Annotated in this window: 24 protein-coding genes; 14 read left to right on the plus strand and 10 right to left on the minus strand. The window is 42.9% G+C overall.

The window, feature by feature from the left end; all coding sequences use genetic code 11:
* The first annotated feature begins 285 nt into the window (after positions 1-285).
* The 4 genes from R7070_RS22720 (at position 286) to R7070_RS22735 (ending at position 4,059) form a co-directional block, all read left to right on the plus strand.
* Positions 286-627, plus strand: coding sequence for a hypothetical protein (locus R7070_RS22720; RefSeq protein ID WP_193284209.1), 342 nt, complete (start codon positions 286-288; stop codon positions 625-627).
* A 19-nt stretch (positions 628-646) separates the two neighbouring features.
* The gene (locus R7070_RS22725) at positions 647-1,480 is read left to right on the plus strand and encodes a hypothetical protein (RefSeq protein ID WP_318136184.1); all 834 of its coding nucleotides are present in this window, start codon (positions 647-649) and stop codon (positions 1,478-1,480) included.
* Positions 1,481-1,699: 219 nt separating this feature from the next.
* A complete protein-coding gene (locus R7070_RS22730; protein ID WP_318136183.1) occupies positions 1,700-2,317 on the plus strand; it encodes a phage baseplate protein in 618 nt (205 codons plus the stop codon).
* A gap of 11 nt (positions 2,318-2,328) precedes the next feature.
* On the plus strand, positions 2,329-4,059 hold the full coding sequence (locus tag R7070_RS22735) for a hypothetical protein (protein ID WP_318141305.1): 1,731 nt from the start codon (positions 2,329-2,331) through the stop codon (positions 4,057-4,059).
* Between the two features lie 264 nt (positions 4,060-4,323).
* Here R7070_RS22735 and R7070_RS22740 read toward each other — a convergent pair whose 3' ends face one another.
* Both R7070_RS22740 and R7070_RS22745 read right to left on the minus strand, forming a co-directional pair.
* On the minus strand, positions 4,324-6,780 hold the full coding sequence (locus R7070_RS22740) for an ABC transporter permease (RefSeq protein WP_256900064.1): 2,457 nt from the start codon (positions 6,778-6,780) through the stop codon (positions 4,324-4,326).
* On the minus strand, positions 6,780-7,472 hold the full coding sequence (locus R7070_RS22745) for an ABC transporter ATP-binding protein (RefSeq protein WP_005376323.1): 693 nt from the start codon (positions 7,470-7,472) through the stop codon (positions 6,780-6,782). Before R7070_RS22745 ends, R7070_RS22740 begins: the two co-directional genes overlap by 1 nt.
* Here R7070_RS22745 and tesA point away from each other — a divergent pair.
* From tesA to R7070_RS22765, 4 genes are all read left to right on the plus strand, one after another.
* On the plus strand, positions 7,471-8,073 hold the full coding sequence (tesA, locus tag R7070_RS22750) for a multifunctional acyl-CoA thioesterase I/protease I/lysophospholipase L1 (protein ID WP_054575991.1): 603 nt from the start codon (positions 7,471-7,473) through the stop codon (positions 8,071-8,073). The two genes, R7070_RS22745 and tesA, sit on opposite strands and share 2 nt — an antisense overlap.
* A gap of 82 nt (positions 8,074-8,155) precedes the next feature.
* On the plus strand, positions 8,156-9,355 hold the full coding sequence (fabV, locus tag R7070_RS22755) for an enoyl-ACP reductase FabV (protein ID WP_064354774.1): 1,200 nt from the start codon (positions 8,156-8,158) through the stop codon (positions 9,353-9,355).
* Positions 9,356-9,535: 180 nt separating this feature from the next.
* Positions 9,536-11,449, plus strand: coding sequence for a sensor domain-containing phosphodiesterase (locus tag R7070_RS22760; RefSeq protein ID WP_017634164.1), 1,914 nt, complete (start codon positions 9,536-9,538; stop codon positions 11,447-11,449).
* Positions 11,450-11,520: 71 nt separating this feature from the next.
* Entirely contained in the window at positions 11,521-13,176 is a 1,656-nt protein-coding gene (locus R7070_RS22765; RefSeq protein ID WP_017821933.1) for an ABC-ATPase domain-containing protein, read from the plus strand.
* 79 nt (positions 13,177-13,255) lie between these two features.
* Here R7070_RS22765 and R7070_RS22770 read toward each other — a convergent pair whose 3' ends face one another.
* A complete protein-coding gene (locus tag R7070_RS22770) occupies positions 13,256-13,876 on the minus strand; it encodes a DNA-J related domain-containing protein (RefSeq protein ID WP_005376328.1) in 621 nt (206 codons plus the stop codon).
* Between the two features lie 128 nt (positions 13,877-14,004).
* Entirely contained in the window at positions 14,005-14,844 is an 840-nt protein-coding gene (locus R7070_RS22775) for an isopenicillin N synthase family dioxygenase (RefSeq protein ID WP_005376329.1), read from the minus strand.
* Positions 14,845-15,086: 242 nt separating this feature from the next.
* Between R7070_RS22775 and R7070_RS22780 the strand changes: the two genes are divergently transcribed.
* Positions 15,087-15,683 carry a DUF2238 domain-containing protein gene (locus tag R7070_RS22780; RefSeq protein ID WP_005376330.1) on the plus strand — a complete coding sequence of 199 codons (597 nt, stop codon included), beginning with the start codon at positions 15,087-15,089 and terminating at the stop codon, positions 15,681-15,683.
* Here R7070_RS22780 and cutA read toward each other — a convergent pair.
* From cutA to R7070_RS22805, 5 genes are all read right to left on the minus strand, one after another.
* The gene (gene cutA / locus R7070_RS22785; protein ID WP_318141306.1) at positions 15,645-15,977 is read right to left on the minus strand and encodes a divalent-cation tolerance protein CutA; all 333 of its coding nucleotides are present in this window, start codon (positions 15,975-15,977) and stop codon (positions 15,645-15,647) included. The genes R7070_RS22780 and cutA overlap by 39 nt on opposite strands.
* Positions 15,978-15,991: 14 nt before the next feature.
* Positions 15,992-16,234: a hypothetical protein gene (locus R7070_RS22790; RefSeq protein WP_256900065.1), complete on the minus strand. Its 243-nt coding sequence runs from the start codon at positions 16,232-16,234 to the stop codon at positions 15,992-15,994.
* Entirely contained in the window at positions 16,218-17,927 is a 1,710-nt protein-coding gene (locus R7070_RS22795) for an SgrR family transcriptional regulator (protein ID WP_047101146.1), read from the minus strand. The genes R7070_RS22790 and R7070_RS22795 overlap by 17 nt, the downstream gene beginning before the upstream one ends.
* 79 nt (positions 17,928-18,006) lie before the next feature.
* Entirely contained in the window at positions 18,007-18,240 is a 234-nt protein-coding gene (locus R7070_RS22800) for a DUF3389 domain-containing protein (RefSeq protein WP_005376338.1), read from the minus strand.
* A 6-nt stretch (positions 18,241-18,246) separates the two neighbouring features.
* Complete coding sequence (locus R7070_RS22805; protein ID WP_005376340.1) at positions 18,247-18,681, minus strand: hotdog fold thioesterase; 435 nt, start codon at positions 18,679-18,681, stop codon at positions 18,247-18,249.
* 201 nt (positions 18,682-18,882) lie between these two features.
* Between R7070_RS22805 and R7070_RS22810 the strand changes: the two genes are divergently transcribed.
* Positions 18,883-19,671: a M48 family metallopeptidase gene (locus R7070_RS22810; protein WP_017634168.1), complete on the plus strand. Its 789-nt coding sequence runs from the start codon at positions 18,883-18,885 to the stop codon at positions 19,669-19,671.
* Between the two features lie 74 nt (positions 19,672-19,745).
* Here the strand turns inward: R7070_RS22810 and R7070_RS22815 are convergent, their stop codons facing one another.
* Complete coding sequence (locus R7070_RS22815) at positions 19,746-20,774, minus strand: site-2 protease family protein (RefSeq protein WP_250157869.1); 1,029 nt, start codon at positions 20,772-20,774, stop codon at positions 19,746-19,748.
* 422 nt (positions 20,775-21,196) lie between these two features.
* Between R7070_RS22815 and R7070_RS22820 the strand changes: the two genes are divergently transcribed.
* The 4 genes from R7070_RS22820 (at position 21,197) to R7070_RS22835 (ending at position 26,054) form a co-directional block, all read left to right on the plus strand.
* The gene (locus R7070_RS22820) at positions 21,197-22,432 is read left to right on the plus strand and encodes an outer membrane protein transport protein (protein WP_005376347.1); all 1,236 of its coding nucleotides are present in this window, start codon (positions 21,197-21,199) and stop codon (positions 22,430-22,432) included.
* A gap of 20 nt (positions 22,433-22,452) precedes the next feature.
* Positions 22,453-24,861: a VolA/Pla-1 family phospholipase gene (locus tag R7070_RS22825; protein ID WP_256900066.1), complete on the plus strand. Its 2,409-nt coding sequence runs from the start codon at positions 22,453-22,455 to the stop codon at positions 24,859-24,861.
* A 136-nt stretch (positions 24,862-24,997) separates the two neighbouring features.
* Positions 24,998-25,207 carry a YgdI/YgdR family lipoprotein gene (locus R7070_RS22830; RefSeq protein ID WP_005376349.1) on the plus strand — a complete coding sequence of 70 codons (210 nt, stop codon included), beginning with the start codon at positions 24,998-25,000 and terminating at the stop codon, positions 25,205-25,207.
* A 289-nt stretch (positions 25,208-25,496) separates the two neighbouring features.
* Entirely contained in the window at positions 25,497-26,054 is a 558-nt protein-coding gene (locus R7070_RS22835) for a PhnA domain-containing protein (RefSeq protein ID WP_005376350.1), read from the plus strand.
* Positions 26,055-26,265 lie beyond the last annotated feature (211 nt).

The raw sequence follows: 26,265 nt of genomic DNA on the forward strand, positions 1-26,265 counted from the left end.
GCTACGACGATTAATGGGTGTAGCCGATCAGATCGTAGCTTCTTGATTTAGTTCCATCGATTTAAGCAACAAAGCCACCTAGAACCTGAACATAATCACTCTCAAGGTGTTCAAGATTATTCACCTACAGTTGAAGAAGATAGCGACACTCAAGCCCTTCTAAAATCACTTGAAGATAAATATAACGGTCAAGAATATTTATAAATAAAAATTATTTATAACAGTAATTCTCTTTCCCCTCCTACCCTCATATTCAAATAAAAACAATTACAGGAAAACAAAATTATGAAGATAGATTTACCTCAAGATCTATTTATTGATGTTTGTGAACGCATCAAGAAAGAAAATTCAATCCCTATTTACGAACATATAGAAGGTTGGCAAATAGCTGCAAAGATTGAACAGCTATTAGAAGTTTATGCAGATGATGAGTTATTCACTTTCGACGATCTACCTGAAGAATTACGGAATCGTGTAGAAAATATTGCTCAAAACTCTAGTAAGTCAAAATCACAACGTCGAGCTTTACGATCTAGGTTAAAAGCTGATGCGGATTTAATCGAATCACTCAAAGCTAAGTTAATCGAACGTGACAATCTAATCGCTGAACTCAAACAACAACAATAATAAGATAGGAGTACATAAAATGAATATGACTGAAACAAAATCACTTGAAGACTTTATTAACGAATATTATGAGACAGTTGAGCTAAGTACGTTTACTGAAAAGGATGTTCAAGAAGTTTTTGATACATGTCTCTGTCGATGGGATACAACAGTCGCAGGTGATATGCGCCCAGACCACATTTCAGGTAGTGAACTCGATAAAATCAAATATGCTCTAACCTCTAGCAATCTCCTGTATATTCTGAAGATTGGTGCTATTGAAGCGTTTACCCTCCATCCTCATAAACAACACCAAGATGTGTTTGTAGAATACGCTGAAAAGCTTAGTGAAGGTTATTCACCTGTAAGTTCACAGCAGCGCCCGTTTTCCAAATACAACAATGGTCGTCAAATTGGCTTCATCGCTTTTAAACCAGATTGTGTTCAAGAATCAGAATTAGAGCAACTTAAACAAGAAATTGAGCGTCTTCTAACTCGGAAATGTGAACTAGAAAATGAAGAACTGTTAGCACCGGATGAAGCCCAATCCTATGCCCTTCAGAAGCTTGCTGAACAAGAAGAAGAGAAAGACCAAGCATTACACCTAAGAGCAGCGAAAGCGGCCGCAGCAGCGAAACAGAAGCTTTTATCTAGTGGAAATGAAGAACTCACGGAATTACTAAAGCGTGATTGGGTGACGTTTGAAGAAGCTAAGAAAGTTAGTAAGTGTGACCAAAACACGAAAGTAGAATCACTACTGACTGATAACGGTTTTATTGCTGTCCGTAAATATTTATCAGATGGTAAACAAAGAAAGTTATGGGTTAAAGAATCTAAATCTGAAACTCTCGATTACAAGGGTATCACTCTTTAAACATTACTAGCAATAGCCCCTTTTAACTAAGGGGTTTATAAAAAGCCTATGGAATTTATACAACAATTACCTCCCCTCCTTCTTATCCTAATCCCTATTCTAATTATCAATACCCTATTTGGTAAACCAAAAGAGAAAGATCCTAAAGAAGATTATCGAACAGTATTGAAGAAGATAAAGAAGATTGTGGATGAAGAACTGAGAAAATAAGGATGATTTATGATCACACCCACATATATTATGGATGACAACCTTGGAAGATTTTACGCTGATGCCGTGACAGAAGTGTTACCAAGTTATCAGGCAAATGCTACTAAATATCCCGTCAATGATAAGAGCACTATGAATTTAAATGTGGTTAAGAGTAACCCAACATTAAGCCTTATTTGTTACGTTGGTAAGAATCCCCTCCGAAATATAGATGGTAATTTATTAAGTGTTGTTGATAAAGAACACCGCCCTTTAAACGCTCATGAGACACTTCTCAATTGGTATAACAAAAGCACTAAGCTTACGATAGTGAATGAATTTTACAACCTCAAGGATTATGTCATCGTCAAATATACCCCTCTCCAAGTTGGGACAACAGACAGTATGCAGTATCGACTCCTATTAGAACATATTCGAAATGTGTCTTATGAGCGAGGCTACTTATTAACCGCAGCAGATGAACAAAAAAGCATTGATGGTCAACGTAAAACCAACAGCACTAATAATGGATTTAGTGAGCAGCTGAATGCATTACCTGACCTCTACAAAAATGGCTATGTAAATCTTATGGGTTTAAAACGCCAAACGAACGAACAATTTATTGAATCATTTTTTAACAAAAAATAAGGTTAATAATTATGGCAAGAAAACTCCATTCCTTCACTAATACTGTGAAATGGAAATTAGATAGACAGTCTTGGAACTCCGTCTTAAAGCAGAGCAAGCAGCTGGCTCGCCAACTCGATCGAGCTAACCCTGAAAATGTTCTCGGTGTTGGTGGTTCTCCTAAAGCTAGGCGACAACGACAACAAGATCAAGACGCTCACATCAAGCACTATCGTAAGCTCCAAAAAGAACAAGAGCAAATCGAGGCTACACAGAAGAAAGTGTTGCTACGATTTGCTCAATCCACAAGTGCAATTCGTGACATGGGTGTTGCTGAGAAGAAAGTTTTACTGAACAAGCTCAAACAAGCTTCAAGCACAGAAGAATTGCTTCACCTTGAGAAACGATTGAAAAACCAAATCTCAGATCGCAACCGCCGCGAGAAACAAAGGACACGAGAACTTGCTAAACAGAGCGCACTTATAACCCATCAGCACAATGAACGCCGTAAGGCGGCAGCGTCATCACTCAAACGTGCTGGTATGGCAGCAGGTGTGGTAGGTGCTGGGTTGGCTACTGTAGGTATGCAACAATCCCTGCAACGAGCTACAGAGTTAGATCAGGCGATTAAAAAGAGTAACTTGGATAGTGAAACCTTCCAGAATTTAGCCGCAGCCTCCAGCCGATTCGGTTTGTCGATGGATCAAGTCGCCAGTAACTACCAAGATTTCGCAGACCGCTTGGGCGAGTTCCGTTTAACAGGTTCTGGAGAATTCAAAGATATCGCAGAATGGTTGAAGCAGAACAACAAAATCTCTGACAAGATGCTTCAAGAGTTAAAACCACTAGAAGCAATGCAACTTATCGCGAAAGAGGCTAAAGCCCGTGGTACTGACATGAACAAGCTCACGTTCTTAATGGAAAGCTTTGGCAACGATGCCATTCTACAATTTAAGGCAATGCGTAACCTTGATGAAATTGCTTCACAACGTGAACGATTTAACCTCAACCTCACACAGCAAGACTTAGATACATTAGTGAAAGCTAGACAGAACATCACGTTGATGGGTGTAGGGGTTGGACGCCTAGCCGACGAATTCCTTGTTGGATTTGGTGGAGGTAATATCAACTCCATTATGACTGACTTAAAAGAATTACAGCCTACTTTCCGACAAATGGGTGAATCTGTAAGGTCTTTCGTTAACACAGTTGTTAAACATGGTGATGAGATTATCACGATTGGTAAAACAATTGCTTCAATTTGGGTCGGCTCGAAGATCTTCACTATATTAAGCGGTGGCTTGAGTGTTGTAAATACATTAACAAATGCATTCAAAGGTTTGTTCAAGCTTATTAGCCGTGCAGCAAGTGCACTAGGTCTTGGTAGTGCAACAAGTGCAAGTGTTAAAGGTGGTGCAGCCGCACGAGCAGCAGCAGGTATGGCAGCAAGAGCTAACCCTTGGTTAATGGGCGGATACGCTGTATATGAGGGCAGAAAAGGCGGCTTGTTAGATCCTGAAAACTTTTTTGGTAAAAATAAATATACCGAGTTCTTAAATACAAATATCTTCGATCTACTTGGTCGTGCTGGTAAAGAGATTAGTTCAATTCAAACACAACATCAAAAAGTAGATGTTAACCTCAATATCGTATCCGATGTGAATCATAACGGGAACATTATCAACACAATTCGTTCTGAGATCGATAATGATAGAGAAAATCAAATCATAGGTTTCTATCAGAATCTAAGTCCTAGCAATTGATAGACTTCTATAAAAGACATAAAACATTATGACATTACCCCACCTTATTGGTGGGGTTTTTTATGTCTAGAACTACACGTAAATCAACTATGAAGATTTGACAGACTCATTAAAATTGTCATACGCTGATGATATCAGTGGTATACAAATTCAAGCATTATCATGTAAGCCACTGATTTAATGGGCTGAGAGTCCCACTGTTTTTGTGGATAACTAAAATAAAAGTGTCATGGAGTGTTCCAAATTTGATAACACTCGCTGCGATTAAGTGTTTACTGGCGTTAACAATCTTTTCAACAAACTCATCACTACAAGTGCCAACGTAACAAATGTTGCAAGCGGTAAAGCTATCCACAATTCGGGGTGAATTTGTGCATTGAGATCGAGTCCATATGTCATGACTGCGGCCACACAAATTTCCGCAGCGAATACCGCAACACCACTAGCAATCAACGCCATAATTCCGTACTCGGCCCACAGGGTTGTGTTGATCCGTTTCTTACTTGAACCTAATGTGCGATACAAACGAATCTCTTGTTGGCGTTGGGACAAGCTTAACCTCAGTAGCGTAAAGATGAGCAGCAGACCAGCAACAACGCCTAAAAGAGCAAGGATGGTGATTGTTGATACGATTTGCTGAATCAAAGCCTGAATTTTCTCGCCCATAGTTCGGATATCTAAAACAGAGACCGTTGGGTGAGCACGTGACATTGACGTCAACAACGCTTCATTTCCTTCTTCAATCCTATAACTGATGAGGTAAGAACCAGGTAAATTAGCCATCACGTCAGATGAGAAAATAAAATAAAAGTTAGGCTTCATGTCACGCCATTCGACATAACGGATGGTATCTACTACTACATCGTAATTCTGGCTGTTTATTACAAAGCGCAGCGTATCACCGAGTTTGATGCCTAAGTCATTTGCTACATCAGCTTCTACAGATACACTCCCTTTGTTTGTCCATTCACCCGAAAGCACATCATTATATTCTGGTAGGCTATCTCCCCATGTCAGGTTTAGCTCTCGACGTATCGCGTCAGAACCTTCTCCTTCGTACTCAACCTCTTTAACATTTTGACCGTTGATCTCTGTTAGTCGTCCACGAATTATTGGATAAGCTTGTGACCGCGTAACTCCATTTTTATCTAGGGTTTCTAGGTAGTTATCGAGTTCATAATCACCAATGTTCAATGCGAACACATTTGGCGCATCTGCAGGCAAGGTTCTCTCCCAATCAGCGAGAATATCGCTGCGCACAAGCCAAATGATAGACAGCAACATCAAAGATAATGCCAAAGCACCAAACTGTAGACCGCTGGTTACTGGCGTCCGGTTGATACGACTCAACGCAAGCTTCATTGCAGGATGGGTTGAAACACGTGCAAACAGCTTTGTGAGTATGACGCTAACTGCTGCGAGTACCACAAACAGTACCGCTATACCAGTGAGCACGATCCAAACTAAGGTGTTATCTGCATACAGTAAAAGCAGTGGAACAACGGGAACTAGAACAAGTAACATTCGCTTCCAAGAACGTTGCGCTTTACCCTGCTGTAGCACTTCTAACGCGGGAGTTTTAATCAAGCCTAACAATGGTATACCGAGAGCAGGCACCGTAATCAAGACTGCTGAGATAAATGCCACCAAAAATGGTGTGACACCGTAACCAGGGAGTGGATCGGGTAATAAGTCTTTGAGTGGAATGCGTAATAAATATTCCAGCCCGCTCCCTAACAATAGACCGACGACACTGGCACTAATGAGAAGGATTGTGACTTGAATAAATAACCACTTTTCAATCCATCGGCGGCTCGCACCAAGACTTTTCAACATCGCAATAGTTTGTGTCCGGCTGTTCACGTAATTTTGACAAGTAAGAACCAATGTTGTCGCCGCCATAATGATGACAATCGCTACGGTCAAAGACAGATACTGCGTCGTGCGTTCAAAAACCTCATTACTACGACTGGCAGTATCTTGCGTGCGCCAGCGATCGCTCGGAGAAAGCTGCGTATCATCTTGTAAGCTCTTTAGTATTTTATCATCGGCTTGTAAAAACAGACGGTATTGAACTCGGCTCCCAACTTGAATTGCTCCTGTTTTATCTACGTCACTTTGATGAATGTATGCAGAAGGCATTTGCCGAAATGGATTAAAGCTCAAGCCAGGTTCCATCAATACTGCGCCTGATACAGTAAACTCGGCATCGCCTATCGTGACACTGTCACCTGGCTTTACGTTTAGTTGAGTCATAATCCGCTCATCAAGCCAGAGTTGGTTCTCTTTAACGCGACCGGCCGGATTATTTTCGAGAACGAGCTCTCCCATTAAAGGGTAATTATCATCCACCGCCCTTACCGAAATAAGCTGCATACCATTATCGCTAAATGCCATAGTGGCAAATCGCGTCATCATCGAACGTTCAAGGCTTTCAGTCGAGGCTAACAACGTGTCCGGAATGGGATTAGCAGACACAAACACCGCATCTGCCGTTAATGCGTCCTTCCCTTGCTTGACGATCACCTGCTCCATTCGTTCTGCTAATGCAGAAAGCGCAAAGATACTCGCAATCACGAGAATAAGAGCAACGCTAATAGGCCAAAGGTTCCCCTGCCTTATTTCGCCGAAACTCCAACGTATCAAACTTTTATTCGGCGAGTGCTGTGTTGTACTGTTTTGTTCTGTGGATGTTGCTTCACTTGATGATACTGCAGACATTATATCTCCTCCTTAAGCTCACCCGCCTCCATACGATAGATACGGTCACATCGGCTTGCTAGATGACCATCGTGTGTTACTAAAATCAGAGTTGTCCCGTGCTGTTCATTAAGATCGAATAGCAGCTCAATCACTTTGTCTGCGGTTTGATGGTCAAGATTGCCGGTAGGCTCGTCTGCGAACAACAGCTCAGGCTGTGTCATAAATGCACGCGCTAGCGCAACTCGCTGTTGTTCACCACCAGATAACTGGCTTGGTAGATGGTCGACACGTTTTTCTAACCCAACAGCAGCTAACAATTCCGCTGCTCTTGCTTCATCTTCGGCTTCACCACGTAAAAGACAAGGAAGCGTGACATTACGTAATGCACTCAAACTCGGGATTAACAGGAAACTTTGGAAAACGAAACCTAAAGAGTCAGCCCGAATTTTCGCACGTGCTTCATCGTCCAGTTTTGATAATTCATGACCTAATAAAGTAATTTCGCCTGATGTCGGCGTATCAAGACCAGCTAGCAACGTCATCAATGTTGACTTACCTGCACCGGAAGTTCCGACGATGGCGATTTTTTCTCCTTTTCGGATGTCAACATTTACGTCTTTGAGGATTGTTAATTGTTCTTGATTAGTAGAGACTTGTTTAGAAACCAAATTGGCTTGAACAATAGGTGCATTAAGTACAGGTGTTTGCATGATTCGTATACTTTCCTTAGTTCTATTTTTTTGTTTTTCCGCTACTTCACATGCGAGCGAAAAGCTACTTGTCTTGGGTGATAGCTTGAGTGCAGGCTATCAGATGCCGATCGAAGAGAGTTGGCCTAGCTTACTCCCTGATGCGTTGTCAGAACATGGTCAAGATGTAACAGTTATTAATGCCAGCATTTCTGGCGATACAACCGGCAATGGCTTAGCACGGTTACCTCAGTTGCTAACTCAGCATAGCCCTGACATGGTACTTATTGAGTTAGGTGCCAACGATGGCCTAAGAGGCTTCCCTCCTAAACTTATTACGTCGAATCTTTCAAAAATGATTACCATGATAAAAGATTCTGGTGCGGACGTTGTCATGATGCAAATTCGGGTTCCACCTAATTATGGTAAGCGCTATAGCGATATGTTTTACGATATCTACCCTAAGCTTGCACAGCATCAACAAGTTGCCTTGATGCCATTCTTCTTAGAGCATGTTGTCACCAAACCAGAATGGATGATGGATGATGGCCTTCACCCAAAACCAGATGCACAACCTTGGATCGCTGATTTCGTTGCTCAAGAATTAATTAAACATCTCTAATTTTAATGGTCTAGCTCAATAAGTTTTACGTAACTTTACGTTAATCTATTTTCAATTCCACTCATCGAGGATAGATAACAACATGCGAATAGAACCGTTAATTCAAGGTGTTGTTGCTCGCTCTGCGCACCCCAAAGGGTGTCATGCATCTATTAAAGAGCAAATTGAATACGTAAAGCACGCCCCACAGATCAAAAAAGGCCCAAAACGGGTTTTGATTATTGGTGCCTCCTCTGGTTTCGGCCTAGCGGCACGAATAGCCCTAACGTTCGGTGGCGCTAACGCCGATACCATTGGCGTCTCATTTGAGCGTGGCCCTTCAGAGAAAGGGGTTGGGAGTGCGGGTTGGTATAACAACGTCTTTTTTAAGCAAGAAGCAAATCAAGCCGGGCGTACCGCAATAAATATTGTTGGCGATGCATTCTCTGGTTCGGTGCGCAATCAAGTGATTGAAGCCATTGAAACGTACTTTGAGGGTGAAGTTGACTTAGTCATCTATAGCTTGGCAACCGGTGTTCGACCTAAACCTGAATCTGATGAGTTTTGGCGCAGTGTCATTAAACCTATTGGTGAACCTGTCACTGGCGCTTCTATCATGCTGGAGAACGATAAGTGGATAGAAACCACCTTAACGCCTGCAACAGAAGAGGAAGCCAATGCCACCATTAAAGTAATGGGAGGCGAAGACTGGGAAAGCTGGATTGACACACTCATCAATAACGACTCTATCGCAAACGGCTGCAAAACCATCGCCTTTTCTTACATGGGCCCTGACATTACGCACCCAATTTATCTCGATGGTACGTTAGGTCGAGCGAAAATCGATTTACACCAAACCAGTCATTCATTAAACCTCAAACTCGCCAACTTTGACGGCGGTGCTTACGCAACCGTGTGTAAGGCGTTGGTGACGAAAGCCAGTGTATTCATCCCTGCGCTAAGTCCCTACCTGTTAGCGCTTTATAGAGTGATGAAGGAAAAAGGTACTCACGAACGCTGTATTGAACAAATGCAGCGGCTGTTTACTACGAAGTTATACGATCAAGAGAAAGTGCCAGTTGACGGCGAACGCTTGATTCGAATAGATGACTTGGAACTTGAACCGCAAGTTCAACAAGAAGTCCACGCTCTTTTAGAACAGATGAATGCTGAAAACTTTAAAGAGATTGGTGATTACCAAGGTTTTAAAGATGAGTTTATGAAGCTCAATGGCTTTAACTTTGAAGATGTCGACTATTCGCAAGACATTTCTATTGAATCGTTAATGTCGCTTAAGCCTTGATACTTGTTACCTGTTTCAAGGATGAGATATGTGACAACTATTCCTAGTCCTGAACACTTTTCAGGACTTTTTTTTGTTTCGAGCCCTAGCCACCCTATACTTAATTAAAAAGCGAGAACAAAATAGAGCAGTCTGCATTTTTAATTCACAGGAAGTGAAACCACGTAAAGGATGACCTATATGGGGAGATTGCAAACATTAGACTACGAAATCCCTGAGTCTATGCGAAGAAGTTGGCAGGAAATCGTCAACTTACTGGCTCAAATAACACACGTACCCACCACATTAATTATGCGTATCCATCCGGATCGCATAGAAGTAAATACATCTAGCGAAACTCTAGGTAATCCTTATCGTACTGGCGATGCAGAGCTGCTTGGTAACGGTTTGTATTGCGAGCAAGTTATAGAACAGAAAGGCGAGCTTGTAATCCCCAATGCGCTTGAAGATGAAGAATGGCAAAATAACCCAGACATCAAACTAGGCATGATTTCTTATTGCGGCTTACCGCTATTCTGGCCAAATGGGGAGACATTTGGAACAATCTGTATGCTTGACTCTGAGAGAAACGAGTACAACGATAGTTACCGTCAGTTGCTTGAAACTTTCAAAGATTCAATCGAAGCACAGCTTTCAGTTGTGTACCAACAACATAAACTTCAGCGACTTAACACCGAGCTAAAGAGTCGAATTGAAAATCGTACCACGGATTTAGCCCAGTTAAGTTACTCCTTAACACAAGAAATTGATCGCCGTAAAGCCGCGGAAAAACAAGTGAGCTACCAAAAAACACATGATCAGGGGACTGGGTTTCTAAATCGCTCTGCACTTGAGAACATTGTCCAATACACCTTACAGTCCCTTGATAGTGATCAGCAATCGCTTGTGGTCATCAACATTGGTTTTAGTAACGCTCGTAGTATTCAGACCAGGCACGGGTTCGAGGTCTTTGACAACATTTTAAAAGAATTTCACTCCAGATTAACCAGACACGGTGCTAGCGGATTTATCACTGGTAGACCAAGTTCGAATGACATGGTTTTATTGATTTGGGGAGAGGATATTGAAGCTCGGTTAAATCAACTATTAGATGATATCACTAAAATTAGCGTAGATGGATTTGTCTTCAACAAAACAGAAATACATTTGCACACGTATATCGGTATAGTTCAAGCTTACAAAGATTGCAGCAATGCTAAGCGTATCCTTCAACATGCATGTTACGCGATGCTTCTATGTAAAGAATCCGGCGAACCTTTTAGTTATTTTAGAGAAAATCATTCGGCGGATCTCAATAGTCACAATGAACTGGAAAGTTACCTTTTACAAGCAGTGCGTAACGACGATTTAGTGTTGTACTTTCAACCTCAAGTAGACTCCAAAACACGTAAATGGATTGGCGCAGAAGCCTTGCTTCGCTGGAGACATCCAATACTTGGCGACGTTTCCAACGAAGCATTGATACATATGGCCGAACAAAACGGGCTTATCTTTGAAGTTGGCTCTTTTGTTCTGCGTACCGCGATAGACAAAGCGAAACAATGGTCTGAGTTAATCGATAACTTCAAAATTGCCGTCAACGTTTCTCCCATTCAATTACAAAACGTAAATTTTGCAGAACAAGTGCAACACCTACTCGACACTTTCCATTTGCCAGCACACTTTCTCGAACTCGAAGTAACCGAGAGCGCTCTAATTGCCGATGAAATAGTAGCACGCACAACGTTAAATAAGTTGCACAAACTAGGTGTGACATTGTCACTTGATGATTTTGGTACAGGATATGCCTCGTTCAGCTATTTAAAGAAATATCCGTTTGATGCCATCAAAATTGATAAAAGCTTCGTCCAGCAAATGGAAAAGTCAGATGATGATCGCGAGATCATTTGTTCAATCATACACATTGCAAAAAAACTGGAACTCCAAGTAGTGATCGAGGGCATTGAATCCCACCAACAAGAGCAGTTTCTTATTGGTGAGGGTTGTGATATCGGACAAGGTTTTCTTTATGGTAAACCTATGCCTTGTAATGAATTTGAGCAAAGTTTGTTTAATCAGCGCCTTTCTGGCGGGCAATACGCCTACTCTTCCTAAGCATTCTCTTTACTATGAGGGCGGTGGTTTCTATAATCGCCGCCCGCTTCTATTAAAAGGCCAATATCTTCATGGATCAGTTGACTGCCACGCTTAAGAAAATTGAAAAGCAGAACTACCGAGCTTATCAGCAAATCAAAGGTCAATACGACTTCACTGATTTCACTTTGTTTATCGATCATGTACAGGGTGACCCTTATGCATCGGCGTCACGTTTTCGTGCGACTCGCGCATGGTCTTTGACTGGTCTTGAGTGGCTAAGAGACGAGTCTCCTGCATTTCAAAGAGCTGCACGTGATTTTATTGCGCGTAGTTTTGAACAGTTTGCTAAACAAGAAAACTCAGTATCAATTTCACTGACAGGCCAAACTGTACTGGATAGCACCGCGGTGTTGTTTACTGAAGAAGGTATTGAACTGCGTTTTCGAGTTAACTTACCAGCCGAAGGTCGTTCAGTATTGGGGAAAAAAGCCAACAACATACTGACTTTCCACCTGCCTAAGTTTATCCGTCGAGCAACTTTAGAGCGTGAACTCGACAAAGCCGCTTTAATTAAGCACTGCCAAGTTGTTGAAGACCAAGATGCCCTACGAGAACAGTTAGAGGCCAATAACTTAGTCGCGTTTGTCGCAAACGGCAGTATTCTTCCTCGAATTGCAGGTAATTGCGACCTTCCAATGAAAGAAGCCGTTGAGTTTAAAGCCCCTGAATCTCTACAAGTCACTTTACATGCGCCAAACAAGGGCCATGTCACAGGATTAGGAATTCCAAAAGGTATCACACTGATTGTAGGTGGTGGCTTCCACGGTAAATCTACCTTATTAAATGCAATAGAGCGTTCAATTTACGATCATATTCCAGGAGATGGTCGCGAATACATTGTTGCCGATAACAAGGCTATGAAGATTCGTGCCGAAGATGGCCGATGCGTACACCACTTGAACCTGTCAAACTACATCAACCATTTACCGATGGGTAAAGATACGGCGGACTTTTCTACTCAAGACGCATCAGGCTCAACGTCGCAAGCCGCTTGGCTTCAAGAGTCTATTGAAGCGGGTGCAAGCACATTATTGATTGATGAAGATACTTCTGCTACCAACTTCATGATTAGAGATGAGCGTATGCAGGCATTGGTGGCAAAAGGTGATGAGCCAATTACTCCTCTCGTCGACCGCATTGGTCAATTACGAGATGATCTTGATATCTCTACCATTATCGTTATGGGTGGGTCGGGCGACTACTTAGACGTTGCCGATACCGTCATTCAAATGCACGACTACCAAGCCGTTGATGTGACTGAAAAAGCGAAAGAAGTTATCGCTCAGCACCCTACTCAACGCCATAACGAGTCAGAAGAACGTTTACAGACCTTCCCACCTCGAGCACTGAACCGCGTTGCGTTGATGAATATTCTTACTGACGGCAAGTTCCGTGTGAATGCGAAAGGCAAAGAGTCACTTCGATTTGGTAAAGAGTTTACTGATCTTAGCGCTTTGGAACAGATAGAGTCAGCCGATGAAGTCAACACAATTGGCTGGTTATGGTTCCAAATTGCTCAACTTCCAGGTTGGTGTAATCATCCGGCGAAGGAGATTGAAGAAATGCTGTCTGGTGAGTGGCATGCCGCTCTTCCTAAGCAAGGCGACTTAGCCAAACCACGCACACTAGACGTTATGGCTGCCCTCAACCGCATGCGAAAATCTCAGTTTAAGTCATCATGCTAGTTTTGATACGCTGACAGAGACAGTTCAATCAAAAGGCAGCTATAGTTAGCTGCCTTCCTTTATCTTTATTCTTAGCGAATCATTCGTTTCTCAGTACATTCCACGCTTCACAAAGAACTCTAAATCTTTCTGCATCGCCATTTTCTCGATCAGGATGCCAACGAAGCGCGAGTTTTCGCCATTGTTTTCTAATTTCCGCAGGCGTAGCGTCAGTGTTAAGTTCAAATAGTGACAGTGCCTTTGTCTTATCTACGCTGGCTACTGACGAACCACCGATGAACTTTTGATAAGTTGTCCAAAATTCATTCAACAGTCGACGCACTTCATCTTCGTCCGCTTCGTAATTGCGCCAATCTAAGTAATACTCACGCAAAGGATCATGAATATCGATCTTATGCCTCAAAGCTTCCATCGAAGACATGAGCTGAATATCCATGGCTTCGACTTGAAGCCAGCTATCCGGATACAGAGTGTCTTGCAGTTGATATAATGCATTCATGATCAGGAAATTTCTTTTGAATAAATCCTTATCGGGAGAGTCGTCCAGCTTTGAAATATAACCTTGTTCACCCAACGAGCTTGCCAAGGTGTGCACTTTCCAATTAGAGGGCTGTTTTCTCAGAATTTCTAACATTGGCCAAAGCAGCGGATTTTCTATTGCATGAGGCTCAATACTATTGACAGTACGTTGTCCTTCCATTCATCCTCTCTGACACGAGTTTAGGGCCCCATTCACGGCACAAAAAACATAATTTCCACTTTGTAGCATAAATGCAAAAAGGCCGATAGTCATTCACCATCGGCCTTTGTAAGGAGATCACGTAAAGGTTAAATAACCCCTAGCTCACGTAAACGTTCCATAAGGTAGCTATGTGCAGTGTAGCGTTCAGATAACACCACTTCCGGCTTTGGATGCAGGAACAACGGTAATGAAATACGTGACTTTTCTTGACGGCCACCCGTAGGGTTGATTACACGGTGAGTCGTTGAAGGGAAATAACCACCTGACGCTTCTTGAAGCATATCACCAATATTGATGATTAAGTTTCCGAAGTCACATGGTACATCGATCCAATCACCCTCTTTACTCTTTACTTGCAGTCCAGGCTCATTAGCAGCAGGCAAAACCGTTAACAGGTTAATGTCTTCATGCGCAGCAGCACGAATAGCACCTGGCTCTTCTTCGCCTGTCATCGGTGGATAGTGAAGCACGCGTAGTAATGTTTTGTCACTGTTATTGATCATTTCTGACAACGCGATAGAGAACTTCTCTTGAACGTCCTTAGGTGCGTACGCTTCAACCCAGCCTAATAGCTCTTGAGCAAACGCATTGGCACGCTCGTAGTACTCTAAGATTTCAGCTTTAAGCTGCTCTGGGATCTGCCCCCAAGGGTAAACATGAAAGTACTCTTTGATGTCTTTCACTTTGTGCCCTTTCGCCACTTCAGACACTGAAGGTGGGAAATAGCCATCTTGGGTGTCTACGTTAAAGTGAAAATCATTCTTTTGATCTGAACAGAAAAACTCATGCCAGTTTTTGTAAATTGACTCTACAAGCTCTTGTGGAATCGGGTGGTTTTTCAACACACCGAACCCCGTTTCGCGTAGAGAGGTAACGAACTGTTGAGCAGCATCGTCAGCAAGATAATCGACAGTTTCCAGTTTCATGGCTTTACTTCTTTTTTATTAGACTGAATCATGGATTCTATGGATGGGCATGTTGTAAATCAAACTTTAATGAAAAGTGCACGCGCAAACGTTTTAATGTTGAGCAGTTTGCCAATAAATCAACATTTTCAGTGATCAAAAAACCCATTAAAATATCAATTGCACACCGTTCAATTAAGTGCAATCATTAACACAATCTATGGAGTCCCACTGTAAGATAAATTGAAGGATCAAATAACTCTATGAAAAGCACCTCGACACTCTTAGGATTAACGATTTTTTATGCCATCGTGTTTTTATTTTCTGCGTTGGAACCTAACTCACGCGCAGTTTGGTTTGCGGAGATTATCCCGGCGATTGGTATTCTTGTTGCTATTTGGGCGATTTCGATTCGCTATCAGTTCAGTAATACGGCTTACTTTTTAATGTTCATCTGGCTCTGTTTGCACACTATCGGTGCGAAATATACGTTCTCCGAAGTGCCGTTTGACTGGTTTAACGACATGATTGGTTCAGAGCGAAATAATTTTGATCGCGTTGCGCACTTTTCAATTGGCCTTTACGCATATCCGATCGCTGAATACTTGATAAACAAAAAACGGTTCAACAAAGCGTTCTCTTGCTGGTTTGCTTTGTTTGCTATCATGTCACTTGCTGCTGGCTATGAGATTATCGAATGGTGGTATGCGGAGTTGGCTGGTGGCGATGAGGGAATTGCCTTTCTGGGCTCGCAAGGTGACATATGGGACGCCCAGAAAGATATGTTGTGCGATACCGTTGGTGCAGTGTTGTCGTTATTCTTAATGTCGGCTCAACGTCGATTCTCTCAACCATTCTAAATAACGGTTAAACCCATCAACAATTGGAACCTGTACGATTTGAGCTACCTCGTATTCGTGCAGGTTTTCTATTTTCTCTTCCACCAATTCATAAAGTTCTCGACGAGTTTTGATCACCAGCAACCATTCGTTGTCAGTACAAATCTCCCCTTTCCACACATAGTGACTTTCAATAGGCATCGTTTGAATACACGCGGCTAATTGAGCATCTAGCAAACCTTTAATGATCTGATCTCGATTTTTTTCATTACTGGTTGTACTTAAAACCATGCAATAGTCATGTTTCATACTCATTTTCTAGCCCTTTATTATTTCATCGTCACTTTGCCGCCAATCATTTTGTAAGCGGGGGTTCCTCTTACTAAAGTGTCTCTTGCAAACTCTTGTCCGCAAGCGGGGCAAATACATGGGGTTTGTGTGAAATCGTCAACAATGCGCTCTTTGAAGCATTTAACCAGTGCGCCTTTACGGTACTTAAATAGTTGAGTTTTACATTTAGAGCAAAAGATATCGACGGTTTTCGTCGGTTGTTTTTTATTCGGTTTCGCCATGGTTACTTTCTATATCCGGTTTGACCCATACATTATTAAAATCAAACCAACCTAAGGCATTACACTTTGCATTTTGTAACGCACCGCTGTGGTCTTTATTCACGCCTAGCCAGCAGTGAAACATAGGAATCACCTGACAGCTTTTTACTAATTGTCGTCCTAGCTCACGCGCAGGAAAGTCTGTGTGCATGCCGGCACGCCATTGATCGACAAGTTTAGCCCATTCACTAAAATCGTAACCTGAACTGAACTTCTCAATATCACTGTAATCCAGGAGCCAGCCCGCCAACGCGTCATTTCGGTTCGTTGCAATGCCCATAGCTTTCATCCAGATATCCACTTCCTCCGGTGCGGGCGGTTGAGAATCATAACGAATAAACTCAACCTCTATACCGTGCGGTTTTAAGAGTGTCTTGATGGCCTTGGCAACTACTGGAAACATCGGATGCTTTTTCTGATACGCTACGGAAATTACCTTATTAGCCTGTGGTACGCTGCCCGCTTCCGCTGGCCTGAGATCAATCCAACCGGGCTTAAGGCCAAAGGCTTGCAATACTCCCAGTTCCATCACTTTATCTTGTGGAACATGCGCGTAAATCTGGTGACTGTTGAGGGTTTGCGAGAGGAACTCTGCCCAACGTGGATCTTTTGCAATCCCAGTGTTTTTGTTTAGTAATAGGAATGTACAGCCAGGGTCCAGCTCGACTTCATCGGATGAACCTTGTTTATCCATCTTCGGCTTTGACAGGCTTGGATAAACCATTGAAGAATAGGCTTCATCGATTACCCACACCTCCACTTGGTCAAGTAAAGGGCGAAAACCAAAGTAGCCATCAAAAGCAGTCAAAATAAGACGCTTATCATCATTCATTTTAACTTGGAACGGCCCTGTCCCTATCGGTTGTCTATCGAAGCTTTCAGAACGCAAAGCACTCGGTAGCAAAATTTTTGCTTGCGACTCACTCAGAGCCAGAGGCAGGTAGCGATCAGGACGGACGAGCTCAATATCAACGGTCCACTCTTGTGGCGAAGACACCCGCTTTATGTGAGAAAACAAGTTCAAGCTATTTAACGCAAGCACACTTTCAAGAACACAACTGGTTGTTAACGGTTCACCGTTATGAAAGCGTACTCCACGACGAAGATAAAAACGCCAATGTGTATCAGAAATTGCTTCCCACGTATGGGCTAAATCTGGTTGAAGTTGTTCATTTTCATCAAGGCGAGTGAGTCCGCTAAAAATTTGTCTGGCGATGTGTTGTTCAGAACGCCGCATCGGTTTCTGCGGGTTTAACATCGACAATGGTCGATAATAAGGCAAACGCACGACCTGCTCGCCCTGTCGATGCTGAAGCCCTAAATAACCTTGGATAACCTGCGTTAATCGTGCCGCATCGTTATCAAGCGCATCTAGAGCCTGACCGATTTTCCCTTCATCGAGATAACGCCTGGCGAGGTTTTCGCTGACGTCGCTTCGATTACGTTTAAAAACGAGTTTCGAAAGTTTTCCTCGACCCGCTGCCGGATGCCACTCAATCCAGCCCTCTTCTTCAAGTTTATTTAGAACAATACGAGCATTACGACGTGTACAAAACAACGCTTCGGTGATGTCTTCGAGCTGAACGTCCGTATCGTGACCGGAAAATTTTTCAAACAGTGTTTCGAACTGAACACGTAAACGAGGGCTACTCATAAAGAGGAAATTCTTATCTTGTTGTCGATAAGCTAAGTTTCCTCATTTTTACCAAAAAGTGCAAACATCACACTATAAATTATTGAATATCGATACCAATTTCTCGCGAAAGTTCGGCCAGTTGTTCCTCGTTGTCCAGCTTGATAGACCATTTGCACTCTGCTCCATGAGATAAAACAACGTTCGCTCCTCTACCCAGCAACTGAATTGCATCGGTTTGCGCTTGCAAGGTTACCATTGCACTACCGGAGAGCTTAATCACTATTTCACGCTGGGTTGCAATGATTTTTCCTAATGAAAACTCAATCACCATCTTAGTTTATACCGACTTTGTTTTGTGTTGTTTCACAGCGATGGTCAAGCGACTGGTACACACTAAACGGCCTCGCTCATCTGTGATATCGATTTGCCACACTTGCGTTGAAATACCCAGATGAAGCGGTTTTGCCGTACCAATCACATGACCACTTCGCATGGCTCGCACATGGTTCGCGTTAATATCTAAACCGACGCAGTAGCTGCCCTCATCGACAGAGAAGTTTGCAGCCAATGAGCCTAATGTTTCTGCGAGCACGACTGATGCACCACCGTGAAGCATTCCTAAAGGTTGATGAGTAAAGCTGCATACGGGCATGGTTGCTGTAAGGGAGTCGTCAGTGAAATCTGTATATTTAATTTGTAGGTGCTCGATCAGGGTATTTTTTGACGTGGCATTCAGAATCTCTATGCTTACGGGCTTTTTCCATATACTCATTGTTTTACTCTTAGTTTCACAAACTGGTTTGTTAGGTTGTAACGACGTGCTAGGAAGCTAGCATAGACGCTACTTGGGCATAACTTCAAGACGTAACATCTCACCCTCTTTATTAATCAGATGAATAACTTGATCCATGCATCATGTTACTATTTGGGTATATACTATTGCTTCAAAACAAAAAATTAAATGGAGCCTGTTATGAAGGTATGGATGAAAGCCTCTGCTCTTTTAACTATCGCGGGTTTAACAGCGTGTAGCGCATCACCGACGGGTCGCAACCAGATCCTGATGTTTTCAGATCAGGAAATGTCATCGCTTGGCGCTAAATCTTTCGAACAAATGAAGAAAGATATCCCAATCAGCAAAGATCGCAAAACGAATGCCTACGTTCAATGCGTTGCCAAACACATCACTGACACCATTCCCGCTCAATCTGGATTTAAAGACTGGGAAGTCGTTGTTTTTGATAGTGAACAAGTCAATGCGTTTGCTCTACCAGGTGGGAAGATCGGCGTGTATACCGGGCTTTTAGATGTCGCGAAAAACCAAGATCAGTTGGCAACAGTTATTGGTCACGAAGTCGCTCACGTCCTCGCTGACCACAGTAATGAACGTCTTTCACAAAGTCAGTTAGCAAATGCCGGGTTGTCTCTAGCAAACGTTGCCATTGGAGCTTCCGAGTACAAACAGTATCAACAAATGACGATGGCGGCACTTGGTGTCGGTGTCCAATACGGTGTTATTTTGCCATACGGTCGTACTCAGGAATCTGAGGCTGATATTGTCGGGCTGGAATTCATGGCAAAAGCAGGTTTCGACCCACGTCAAAGTGTCGATTTATGGAAAAATATGAGTGCTGCATCAGGTGGTTCTCAACCACCTGAATTCTTCTCAACCCACCCATCGCACAGTACGCGCATTAAAGATTTACAAGCAACCATAAATAAGCTGCCTGCGTATAACGCGAAAGCACCAAGATGTGGCTAATTCATTGCTACTATCGTCTACTACTTAAGCTTGCCAAATAAAAAAGCTCCCTAGGGAGCTTTTAATGATTCTAATCAAGTGCCCAATATCTGTAGCGGCAAACTTAACAAACTATCTCCGAGAGTGGCAAAATACCAGATGATAGAAACAAAACCTCCGACAGAGACCAAGTACCAAGCCAGTGAGAATAGCTGCCCATAACGGGTTAATGGCAATAAATGGCTTTGATGTCGAGCTCTCCATTCCATCACCACTTCCAACATTCCCATTAACAATAAAAACCCTAGCAACGTCAGACCGAAATAGTAACTGATAAAAATGCCTAATAAAGCGGTCGCAATACTGCCAACTAACCCGACCCAAGTATTCATTGAGAAGGTAATACTTTTGAGCACATGGCCACCATCTAATGGTAAAATAGGCAGCAGATTAAATAGGTTTAGCAAGGCGTTAAACACAGCAAGCCCAGCGAAGATCACCTCACCAGTCATCCAATAAAGCAAAGTAAAAACAATACTAAGTACTAAACCGAAAAATGGTCCCATGATTGAGATAACCACATCCTGCCAGCGCGTGTTTATCTTTTCGTCACTTAGCGCCAAACCACCTAGGAATGGAATCAAATAGATTCCTTTGGTCTTCATTCCAAAATACTTCATCGCTCTAATGTGACCATATTCATGAAAAACCAAACAAGCGATCAACGCTAGCGCGAACTCGATGGAAAATAGCCAAGAATATGCAGCGAGACTTGCAGACGCTAACGCCACTTTAATAACTTTCGCACTTTTAAGTGCTTTCACCCCAAGAGATACGAGGCCTATTACACTTAAACGCTTTTCGGATGGTGGCGTAACTTCTGGCACTTGGCGCTCGATGTCTTTTTCATTTCGACAACCTTCATTGACGAGCTCACCGTTAATTGTGACCTTGTAACTCAATTCAAACGGTTGCCATGTTAAAGAACACTCTAAATGACAGTTCAGGATTTCCTCACCCGCAGAGAGCCTAAACTGGTGTAGACAAGTCTCTGCGGTATTGTCACTGGCATCGATTTGAGACACCAACGTATTATCCCAATATAACTGCTGCCACCCAGCCATCGATCCTTCGAGCCTTAGCGAACGACCTAAAAATTCAACATTCAGTAATTCCAATGCGGTTCCTATTGCGTCTATTGAATAACTACATAGCGAGCGCGAATTATGCCTGTGAAGTGAAGAAACAGCAAAGCGAGCTATCTCTTGATTTGATCGTTATTTAACTATAAAGCTCGCAAAACAATTCTGGTCGTACCATTCTCTTCAAAAATATAAAGATAATACATGCCCTTACAAGCCATCGTTTGACCTATGCATCATATTTAAAACGCAAAATACGCTCAAACTTTGACAAGTTATTAAACATACAATTAACATTACATTTACATCATCGTTGTATTTCGCGTATTAACAATTGGTGTAAGTACCACACAACAATTACAAGGACTTCGGTCCAGCATTATGACACCCTAGGAGGGTCAAGGATGAACAAGAAGCACTGCTCTCTGCTTACAATTTCAATATTGTTTGCGTGTAATGCCCACTCAGCGGGCTTCCAGGTAGCTGAACATTCGGCATCTGGTCTTGGTCGAGCATTTTCAGGTGAAGGGGCTGTCGCAGATAATGCCAGCGTCCTTGCTCGTAACCCTGCAGCAATGACACTTTTCAAAGAAGCTCAATTTTCGGGCGCGTTATCTATCATCGACCCTGAAGTCGATGTGTACGACACTGTAAACAATGAACACGCGAAAGATGTCGCTCCTTTACAGATCGTGCCAGCAGGTTATTACATCAGCCCTATCAATGATAACTGGGCTTGGGGTATCGGTATGTTCACAACATACGGTGTTGCTACCGACTATCCAAATGATATTTCCGCAGGTGATATGGCGGGTGACACTTCCCTACTTTCAGTAAACATCAACCCTAATGTCGCTTACCGTATCAACGAGTCTTTCAGTGTCGGTGGTGGTATCAACCTCGTATACGCTGAAGCAGAGCTGACTCGTCACAAAGGCGCACTCGCCGGTATTTTAGGTGGTAATAAGTCCGATAACCTTGTCGGCATGGAAGGCGAAACTTTCGCTTGGGGTTGGAATGTCGGCGCTTTATTTGAGCTAAATGAAAACAACCGTTTTGGCTTTGGCTACCGCTCTAAGGTTGATCTAGATTTTGATGACGGTGAGTTTAGTAGTTACGACTCTGGTCGAGCTTCATCACCAAAAGTGGATGGCCGTTTAAAAATCTCTCTTCCTTCAATTATCGAATTATCGGCTTTCCATCAATTGAATGAACAATGGGCTGTACATTACGGCTGGCAACAAACCGACTGGAGCACATTTAAAGAACTAAAAGCGACCAGTAACGAATGTAATGACGGAGTATGTTTCTTTAAACCTGAGAAATATGAAGACAACAATCGCTACTCCATTGGTGCAACTTACATACTTAATACAGACTGGACATTCCGTGCAGGCTTTGCGTACGACGAACAAGCAGGTGAAGCGACATTGAGTATCCCTGACAGTGACCGTTTTTGGTACAGCGCGGGCCTAACTTACGCAATGAGTGAGAATTTAACTTTCGATGCAGGCTTTGCACTTGTTAAGAGTAAATCAGGCTCTTTCACTGAGACAAATGCTCTGGGTGAAGAGATTAAGTTTGACTCAGAAGGTACTGCTTACATCAGCGCGGTACAGATGAACTACACCTTCAAATAATGGGATTACGGAGTAAACCAATGAAACACACGTTTAAATTATCAATGCTTTGTTCTGCAATCCTTCTTGCTGGTTGTGGTGATGATACCTCCAGCTCTGGTACTTCCGACAAAGTTCAATTTGAAGATGAAGTCCAAGCATTGCTTGATCGCGAAACATCCATCAGTTTTACGCTTCAAGGAGCGAACGCAGATGTACCGGCACCGTCTTACTTATTAATGGACACAAGCGATGGTACGCTTGGTCTGCCAACTGATGGCGATGATGCTTTAACCAACCCTAGAGCCTCGATGAATACGATGGATGGATGGTCAACGTCTATGCCAATCGTTCTGAACTTTAAAGGCGATGGTTTTGCAACGGGCATGTTGCCGTCTGGTGTTAAAGTCATCAAGATTAACCAACGCTTAACCGAGTGGGACGGTAAATCTAACCCAATCGAAGAGGTACTCGTTCAGAATCAGGACTACGTAGTTCAAGCAAAAGGTAACTCTCTGTACGTCCAGTTCTTGGCTGCACTTGATGAGTCAAGCGAGTACATTTTTGCGGTTACACAAGATGTTACTGACGTGAATGGTGAGCCAATTGGTACATCAGCAAGTTATGCGACTGGTAAATCGAAAGAAATCGTTTATGAAACTGGCGACCTTGCTTCTGTTCAAGCAGTCACTCAGGCGGTTGAAGGCATTTTTGGTATCGCCAAAGTAAACCCTAACGACATCGTTTACTCCTCATGGTTCAGTACCCAGTCTGTAGGTGATACGTTAGCGGCAGTCAAAGGAGTAACCGCTACTGGTTTTTCTACCGGCGCAAACACACTAAATACCGTTTACAAAAATGACTCAAACGAAGGTTCAGTTGACTTATCAACGGCCTACACAATAACGCTCGGTGAAACCCAAGACTTTAGCACTGCGCTAGACTCTGACGATGACTTTAGTAAATACATTAGCGATCTAGACGCAGCTAAAACGGCAATTAAAGGCCTTTACATGCAATCAGGTGCCGATGTAAGCGTGACACAAGGTGTGGTAAGACTGCCTCATTACCTGGAAAAAGGCGCAAGCTGGAACATGCAACCAATGGTATCTGCGATGCCAAGCCTAGCGAAGCTAAGCGCAGCATTAGCGGATCCGAACGAGCAAGCAAACATGGTTCAGCAGCTATCAACAGGCGTTTTTGCAAATGATCCTGTTGATGTGACAAAGCTTGCTACAGATCCTACAGAGCAGCTAAAACTTGTTGGAGCTAAGCTTACTCTTACCGATGGTACCCAGCTTGATAGTGAGCGTATCATAACTCGCTACTCGCCTGTTCCCGTAGTGAAATCGGTTGAAGATGTCGAAGTACTGGTCTTCACACCTAAATCTGGCGTCGCGACAGACGCTGTGATTTATCAACACGGCATCACCTCAGCGAAAGAGAATGCGTACGCGTTCGCGTTCAATATGGTAAAAGCAGGTGTGGCAGTTATCGCTATTGACTTACCTATTCATGGTACGCGCAGCTTAGATGAACAACGTTCCGCAAATGCGAATGTACTGGCTTATCTAAATCTTTCCAACTTAGCCGTTGCGCGTGACAACCTACGTCAAAGTGTTCTGGATGTGTTAGGTTTGCGCGCTAGCTTGGTAGTATCTGCTCAAGGCGGTCTTTTAGCTGGAGGTCCTCTGCAAGGCTTCAACCCAATGACGGGTTCAAAGGTCAAAATGCTAGGTCATTCACTTGGCGGTATTGTAGCTACATCTGCCGTCGCAGCAGCAAACAATACATTGGGCAGCCCTACTGCCGATGCGCTGTACACCTTTAGTTCTGCATCAGTACAGAACTCTGGTGGACAAATTGGTAATTTGTTACTGGGTTCAGACAATTACGGCCCTCAGATCAAACATAACCTCGCTTATGCAGCATCAAAAGACTATGCGACTTACGCTGATGCATCATGTGCGGATCTAGAAGATAAAACATGTTACGAAGCATTTGAGGCTGCGGCAACGGAAGCTCAAGTAGCAGCGCTAGAAGCAGGTTTCTCACAATTTATCTATGCAGCACAGACTACACTAGACACTGTCGATCCGTTCACAAACGCTTCAGATTTAGTGGCATCTGGTTCGCTAACGACACCATTCTTTATGACAGAAGTGGATGGCGATAGCACAGTACCAAACAGCGTTCCAAATGCACCATTCGCGGGTACTGAACCGCTTGCTAATAAGCTAGGGTTGAAGACTGTGAACAGTACGGACACTGATGTGAATGCAACTGCGAGCTTTGTACAGTTTAATGCTACTGCATCGCACAGTACTTTTGCTTCGCCAAATGGCACTCTGTCTGATATTGATCATCATGTAGAGATGCAGATGGAAAACACTGACTTCTTAATGGATGACACACTAACAGGTGTCACTAACACTTCTGTTTTGAAGTAATCGCAACACCCTTCCTACCAAAGCCCAGTTTCTACTGGGCTTTTTCATTTCAATTCTATTCAAACCCACTCATATTTCCTCTGCTATAGTTAAATCGATGTCTTTGCCTAACTCACTTGTTTAAAAGGAAAACTCTATGCGCGTATTGACTGTTATTGCCACTGTATTACTTCTTGCTGCATGCGGAAGTAGCCAATATCTGATGTCGACAAATGAAGGGAAAATTATTACCTCTTACGGTAAACCAGACCTGAACGAGGAAACGGGTATGTACGAGTATGAAGACATGGATGGTAAAGAAATGAGTATTTCAAAAGAGCAAATTGTCCAGATTGTCGAACGTTAACGACAGGCCCTCTGTAAATTAGAGGGCTATGTTCTAGCCACCCTCTCTCTACATTTACCTCTTTTAGGCTTGTAATCGTTGTAGAAATTGACACAACTAATTCATAAGCCAAAACAATTAATAGTGTCTTTTATACTTCCGTATTATTTATTTAGCGAATATTTTACATCTTCACCTTAATCAGGTTGGAGTATTGTAAAATCTAGTCTTTAATTCGCTAACACCCTTTTATTTCTCAGGATAAAGTGGATAATACCGCCACAAAATAACATTACTAAGGTGAGTCCTTATGTCTATTGAAGCTACTCTGCTTGCGCGCTGCGAGTCAAAATGTGAACTGTGTTCTTCTGAATCTCAACTAACTGCATACGCTGTCCCACCTCACGGTAATGTGACGGTTGATACTGCCATCATGGTTTGTGATAAGTGTCTGGGTGAGATCGATGAGCCAAAAGACATTAATCACTGGCGTTGTCTAAACGAAAGCATGTGGAGCCAGGTTCCTGCTGTACAAGTGACTGCATGGCGCCAACTCACTCGCCTAAACACAGAAAGCTGGGCTCAAGATGCTCTTGACATGATGTACATGGAAGAAGAGCAAATGAACTGGGCAATGAAAGGGATGTCTGCTGACGATAAAACGGTTGACTGTAACGGCACTGAACTTAAGAAAGGTGACGATGTAACAGTAATTAAAGACCTACCAGTAAAAGGCACTAACCAAGTAATCAAACAAGGTACAGTGATTCGTGGTATTAGCCTTGGCGATGATCCAAAGCTAGTTTCGGGTAAGGCAAATGGTGGTCAGTCGATGTACGTGATCGCAGAATACTGCCGCAAGAAGTAATATCGCACTTCAGTCATGTCAAAACGGGGCACCAATGGTGCCCCGTTTTTCTATACAACACTTAATCTACTATCATGTCTACCTCCTCTAGAGTGTTTCTTTTCTAGGGCGTAGGTTGAGTAGGCATGTTTTACAAGTAAATTACCACCTTCTAAAGAAGGTGGCTTTGTGTGAGCCCCCTAAAAGGGGGCCTTTGTTTAGTCCAGCGCCA

Source organism: Vibrio sp. 1557 (assembly GCF_033340175.1).
Classification (GTDB): domain Bacteria; phylum Pseudomonadota; class Gammaproteobacteria; order Enterobacterales; family Vibrionaceae; genus Vibrio; species Vibrio alginolyticus.

Coding starts and splice junctions, on each gene's coding strand:
- R7070_RS22780 (WP_005376330.1), top strand. CDS start 15,087: ATGAAAAGCACCTCGACACTCTTAGGATTAACGATTTTTTATGCCATC.
- R7070_RS22810 (WP_017634168.1), top strand. CDS start 18,883: ATGAAGGTATGGATGAAAGCCTCTGCTCTTTTAACTATCGCGGGTTTA.
- tesA (WP_054575991.1), top strand. CDS start 7,471: ATGATTCGTATACTTTCCTTAGTTCTATTTTTTTGTTTTTCCGCTACT.
- R7070_RS22740 (WP_256900064.1), bottom strand. CDS start 6,780: ATGTCTGCAGTATCATCAAGTGAAGCAACATCCACAGAACAAAACAGT.
- R7070_RS22735 (WP_318141305.1), top strand. CDS start 2,329: ATGGCAAGAAAACTCCATTCCTTCACTAATACTGTGAAATGGAAATTA.
- R7070_RS22760 (WP_017634164.1), top strand. CDS start 9,536: ATGGGGAGATTGCAAACATTAGACTACGAAATCCCTGAGTCTATGCGA.
- R7070_RS22805 (WP_005376340.1), bottom strand. CDS start 18,681: ATGAGTATATGGAAAAAGCCCGTAAGCATAGAGATTCTGAATGCCACG.
- R7070_RS22835 (WP_005376350.1), top strand. CDS start 25,497: ATGTCTATTGAAGCTACTCTGCTTGCGCGCTGCGAGTCAAAATGTGAA.
- R7070_RS22745 (WP_005376323.1), bottom strand. CDS start 7,472: ATGCAAACACCTGTACTTAATGCACCTATTGTTCAAGCCAATTTGGTT.
- R7070_RS22815 (WP_250157869.1), bottom strand. CDS start 20,774: ATGGCTGGGTGGCAGCAGTTATATTGGGATAATACGTTGGTGTCTCAA.
- R7070_RS22790 (WP_256900065.1), bottom strand. CDS start 16,234: ATGGCGAAACCGAATAAAAAACAACCGACGAAAACCGTCGATATCTTT.
- R7070_RS22795 (WP_047101146.1), bottom strand. CDS start 17,927: ATGAGTAGCCCTCGTTTACGTGTTCAGTTCGAAACACTGTTTGAAAAA.
- R7070_RS22820 (WP_005376347.1), top strand. CDS start 21,197: ATGAACAAGAAGCACTGCTCTCTGCTTACAATTTCAATATTGTTTGCG.
- R7070_RS22765 (WP_017821933.1), top strand. CDS start 11,521: ATGGATCAGTTGACTGCCACGCTTAAGAAAATTGAAAAGCAGAACTAC.
- R7070_RS22725 (WP_318136184.1), top strand. CDS start 647: ATGAATATGACTGAAACAAAATCACTTGAAGACTTTATTAACGAATAT.
- cutA (WP_318141306.1), bottom strand. CDS start 15,977: ATGAGTATGAAACATGACTATTGCATGGTTTTAAGTACAACCAGTAAT.
- R7070_RS22770 (WP_005376328.1), bottom strand. CDS start 13,876: ATGGAAGGACAACGTACTGTCAATAGTATTGAGCCTCATGCAATAGAA.
- R7070_RS22730 (WP_318136183.1), top strand. CDS start 1,700: ATGATCACACCCACATATATTATGGATGACAACCTTGGAAGATTTTAC.
- fabV (WP_064354774.1), top strand. CDS start 8,156: ATGCGAATAGAACCGTTAATTCAAGGTGTTGTTGCTCGCTCTGCGCAC.
- R7070_RS22800 (WP_005376338.1), bottom strand. CDS start 18,240: ATGGTGATTGAGTTTTCATTAGGAAAAATCATTGCAACCCAGCGTGAA.
- R7070_RS22720 (WP_193284209.1), top strand. CDS start 286: ATGAAGATAGATTTACCTCAAGATCTATTTATTGATGTTTGTGAACGC.
- R7070_RS22825 (WP_256900066.1), top strand. CDS start 22,453: ATGAAACACACGTTTAAATTATCAATGCTTTGTTCTGCAATCCTTCTT.
- R7070_RS22775 (WP_005376329.1), bottom strand. CDS start 14,844: ATGAAACTGGAAACTGTCGATTATCTTGCTGACGATGCTGCTCAACAG.
- R7070_RS22830 (WP_005376349.1), top strand. CDS start 24,998: ATGCGCGTATTGACTGTTATTGCCACTGTATTACTTCTTGCTGCATGC.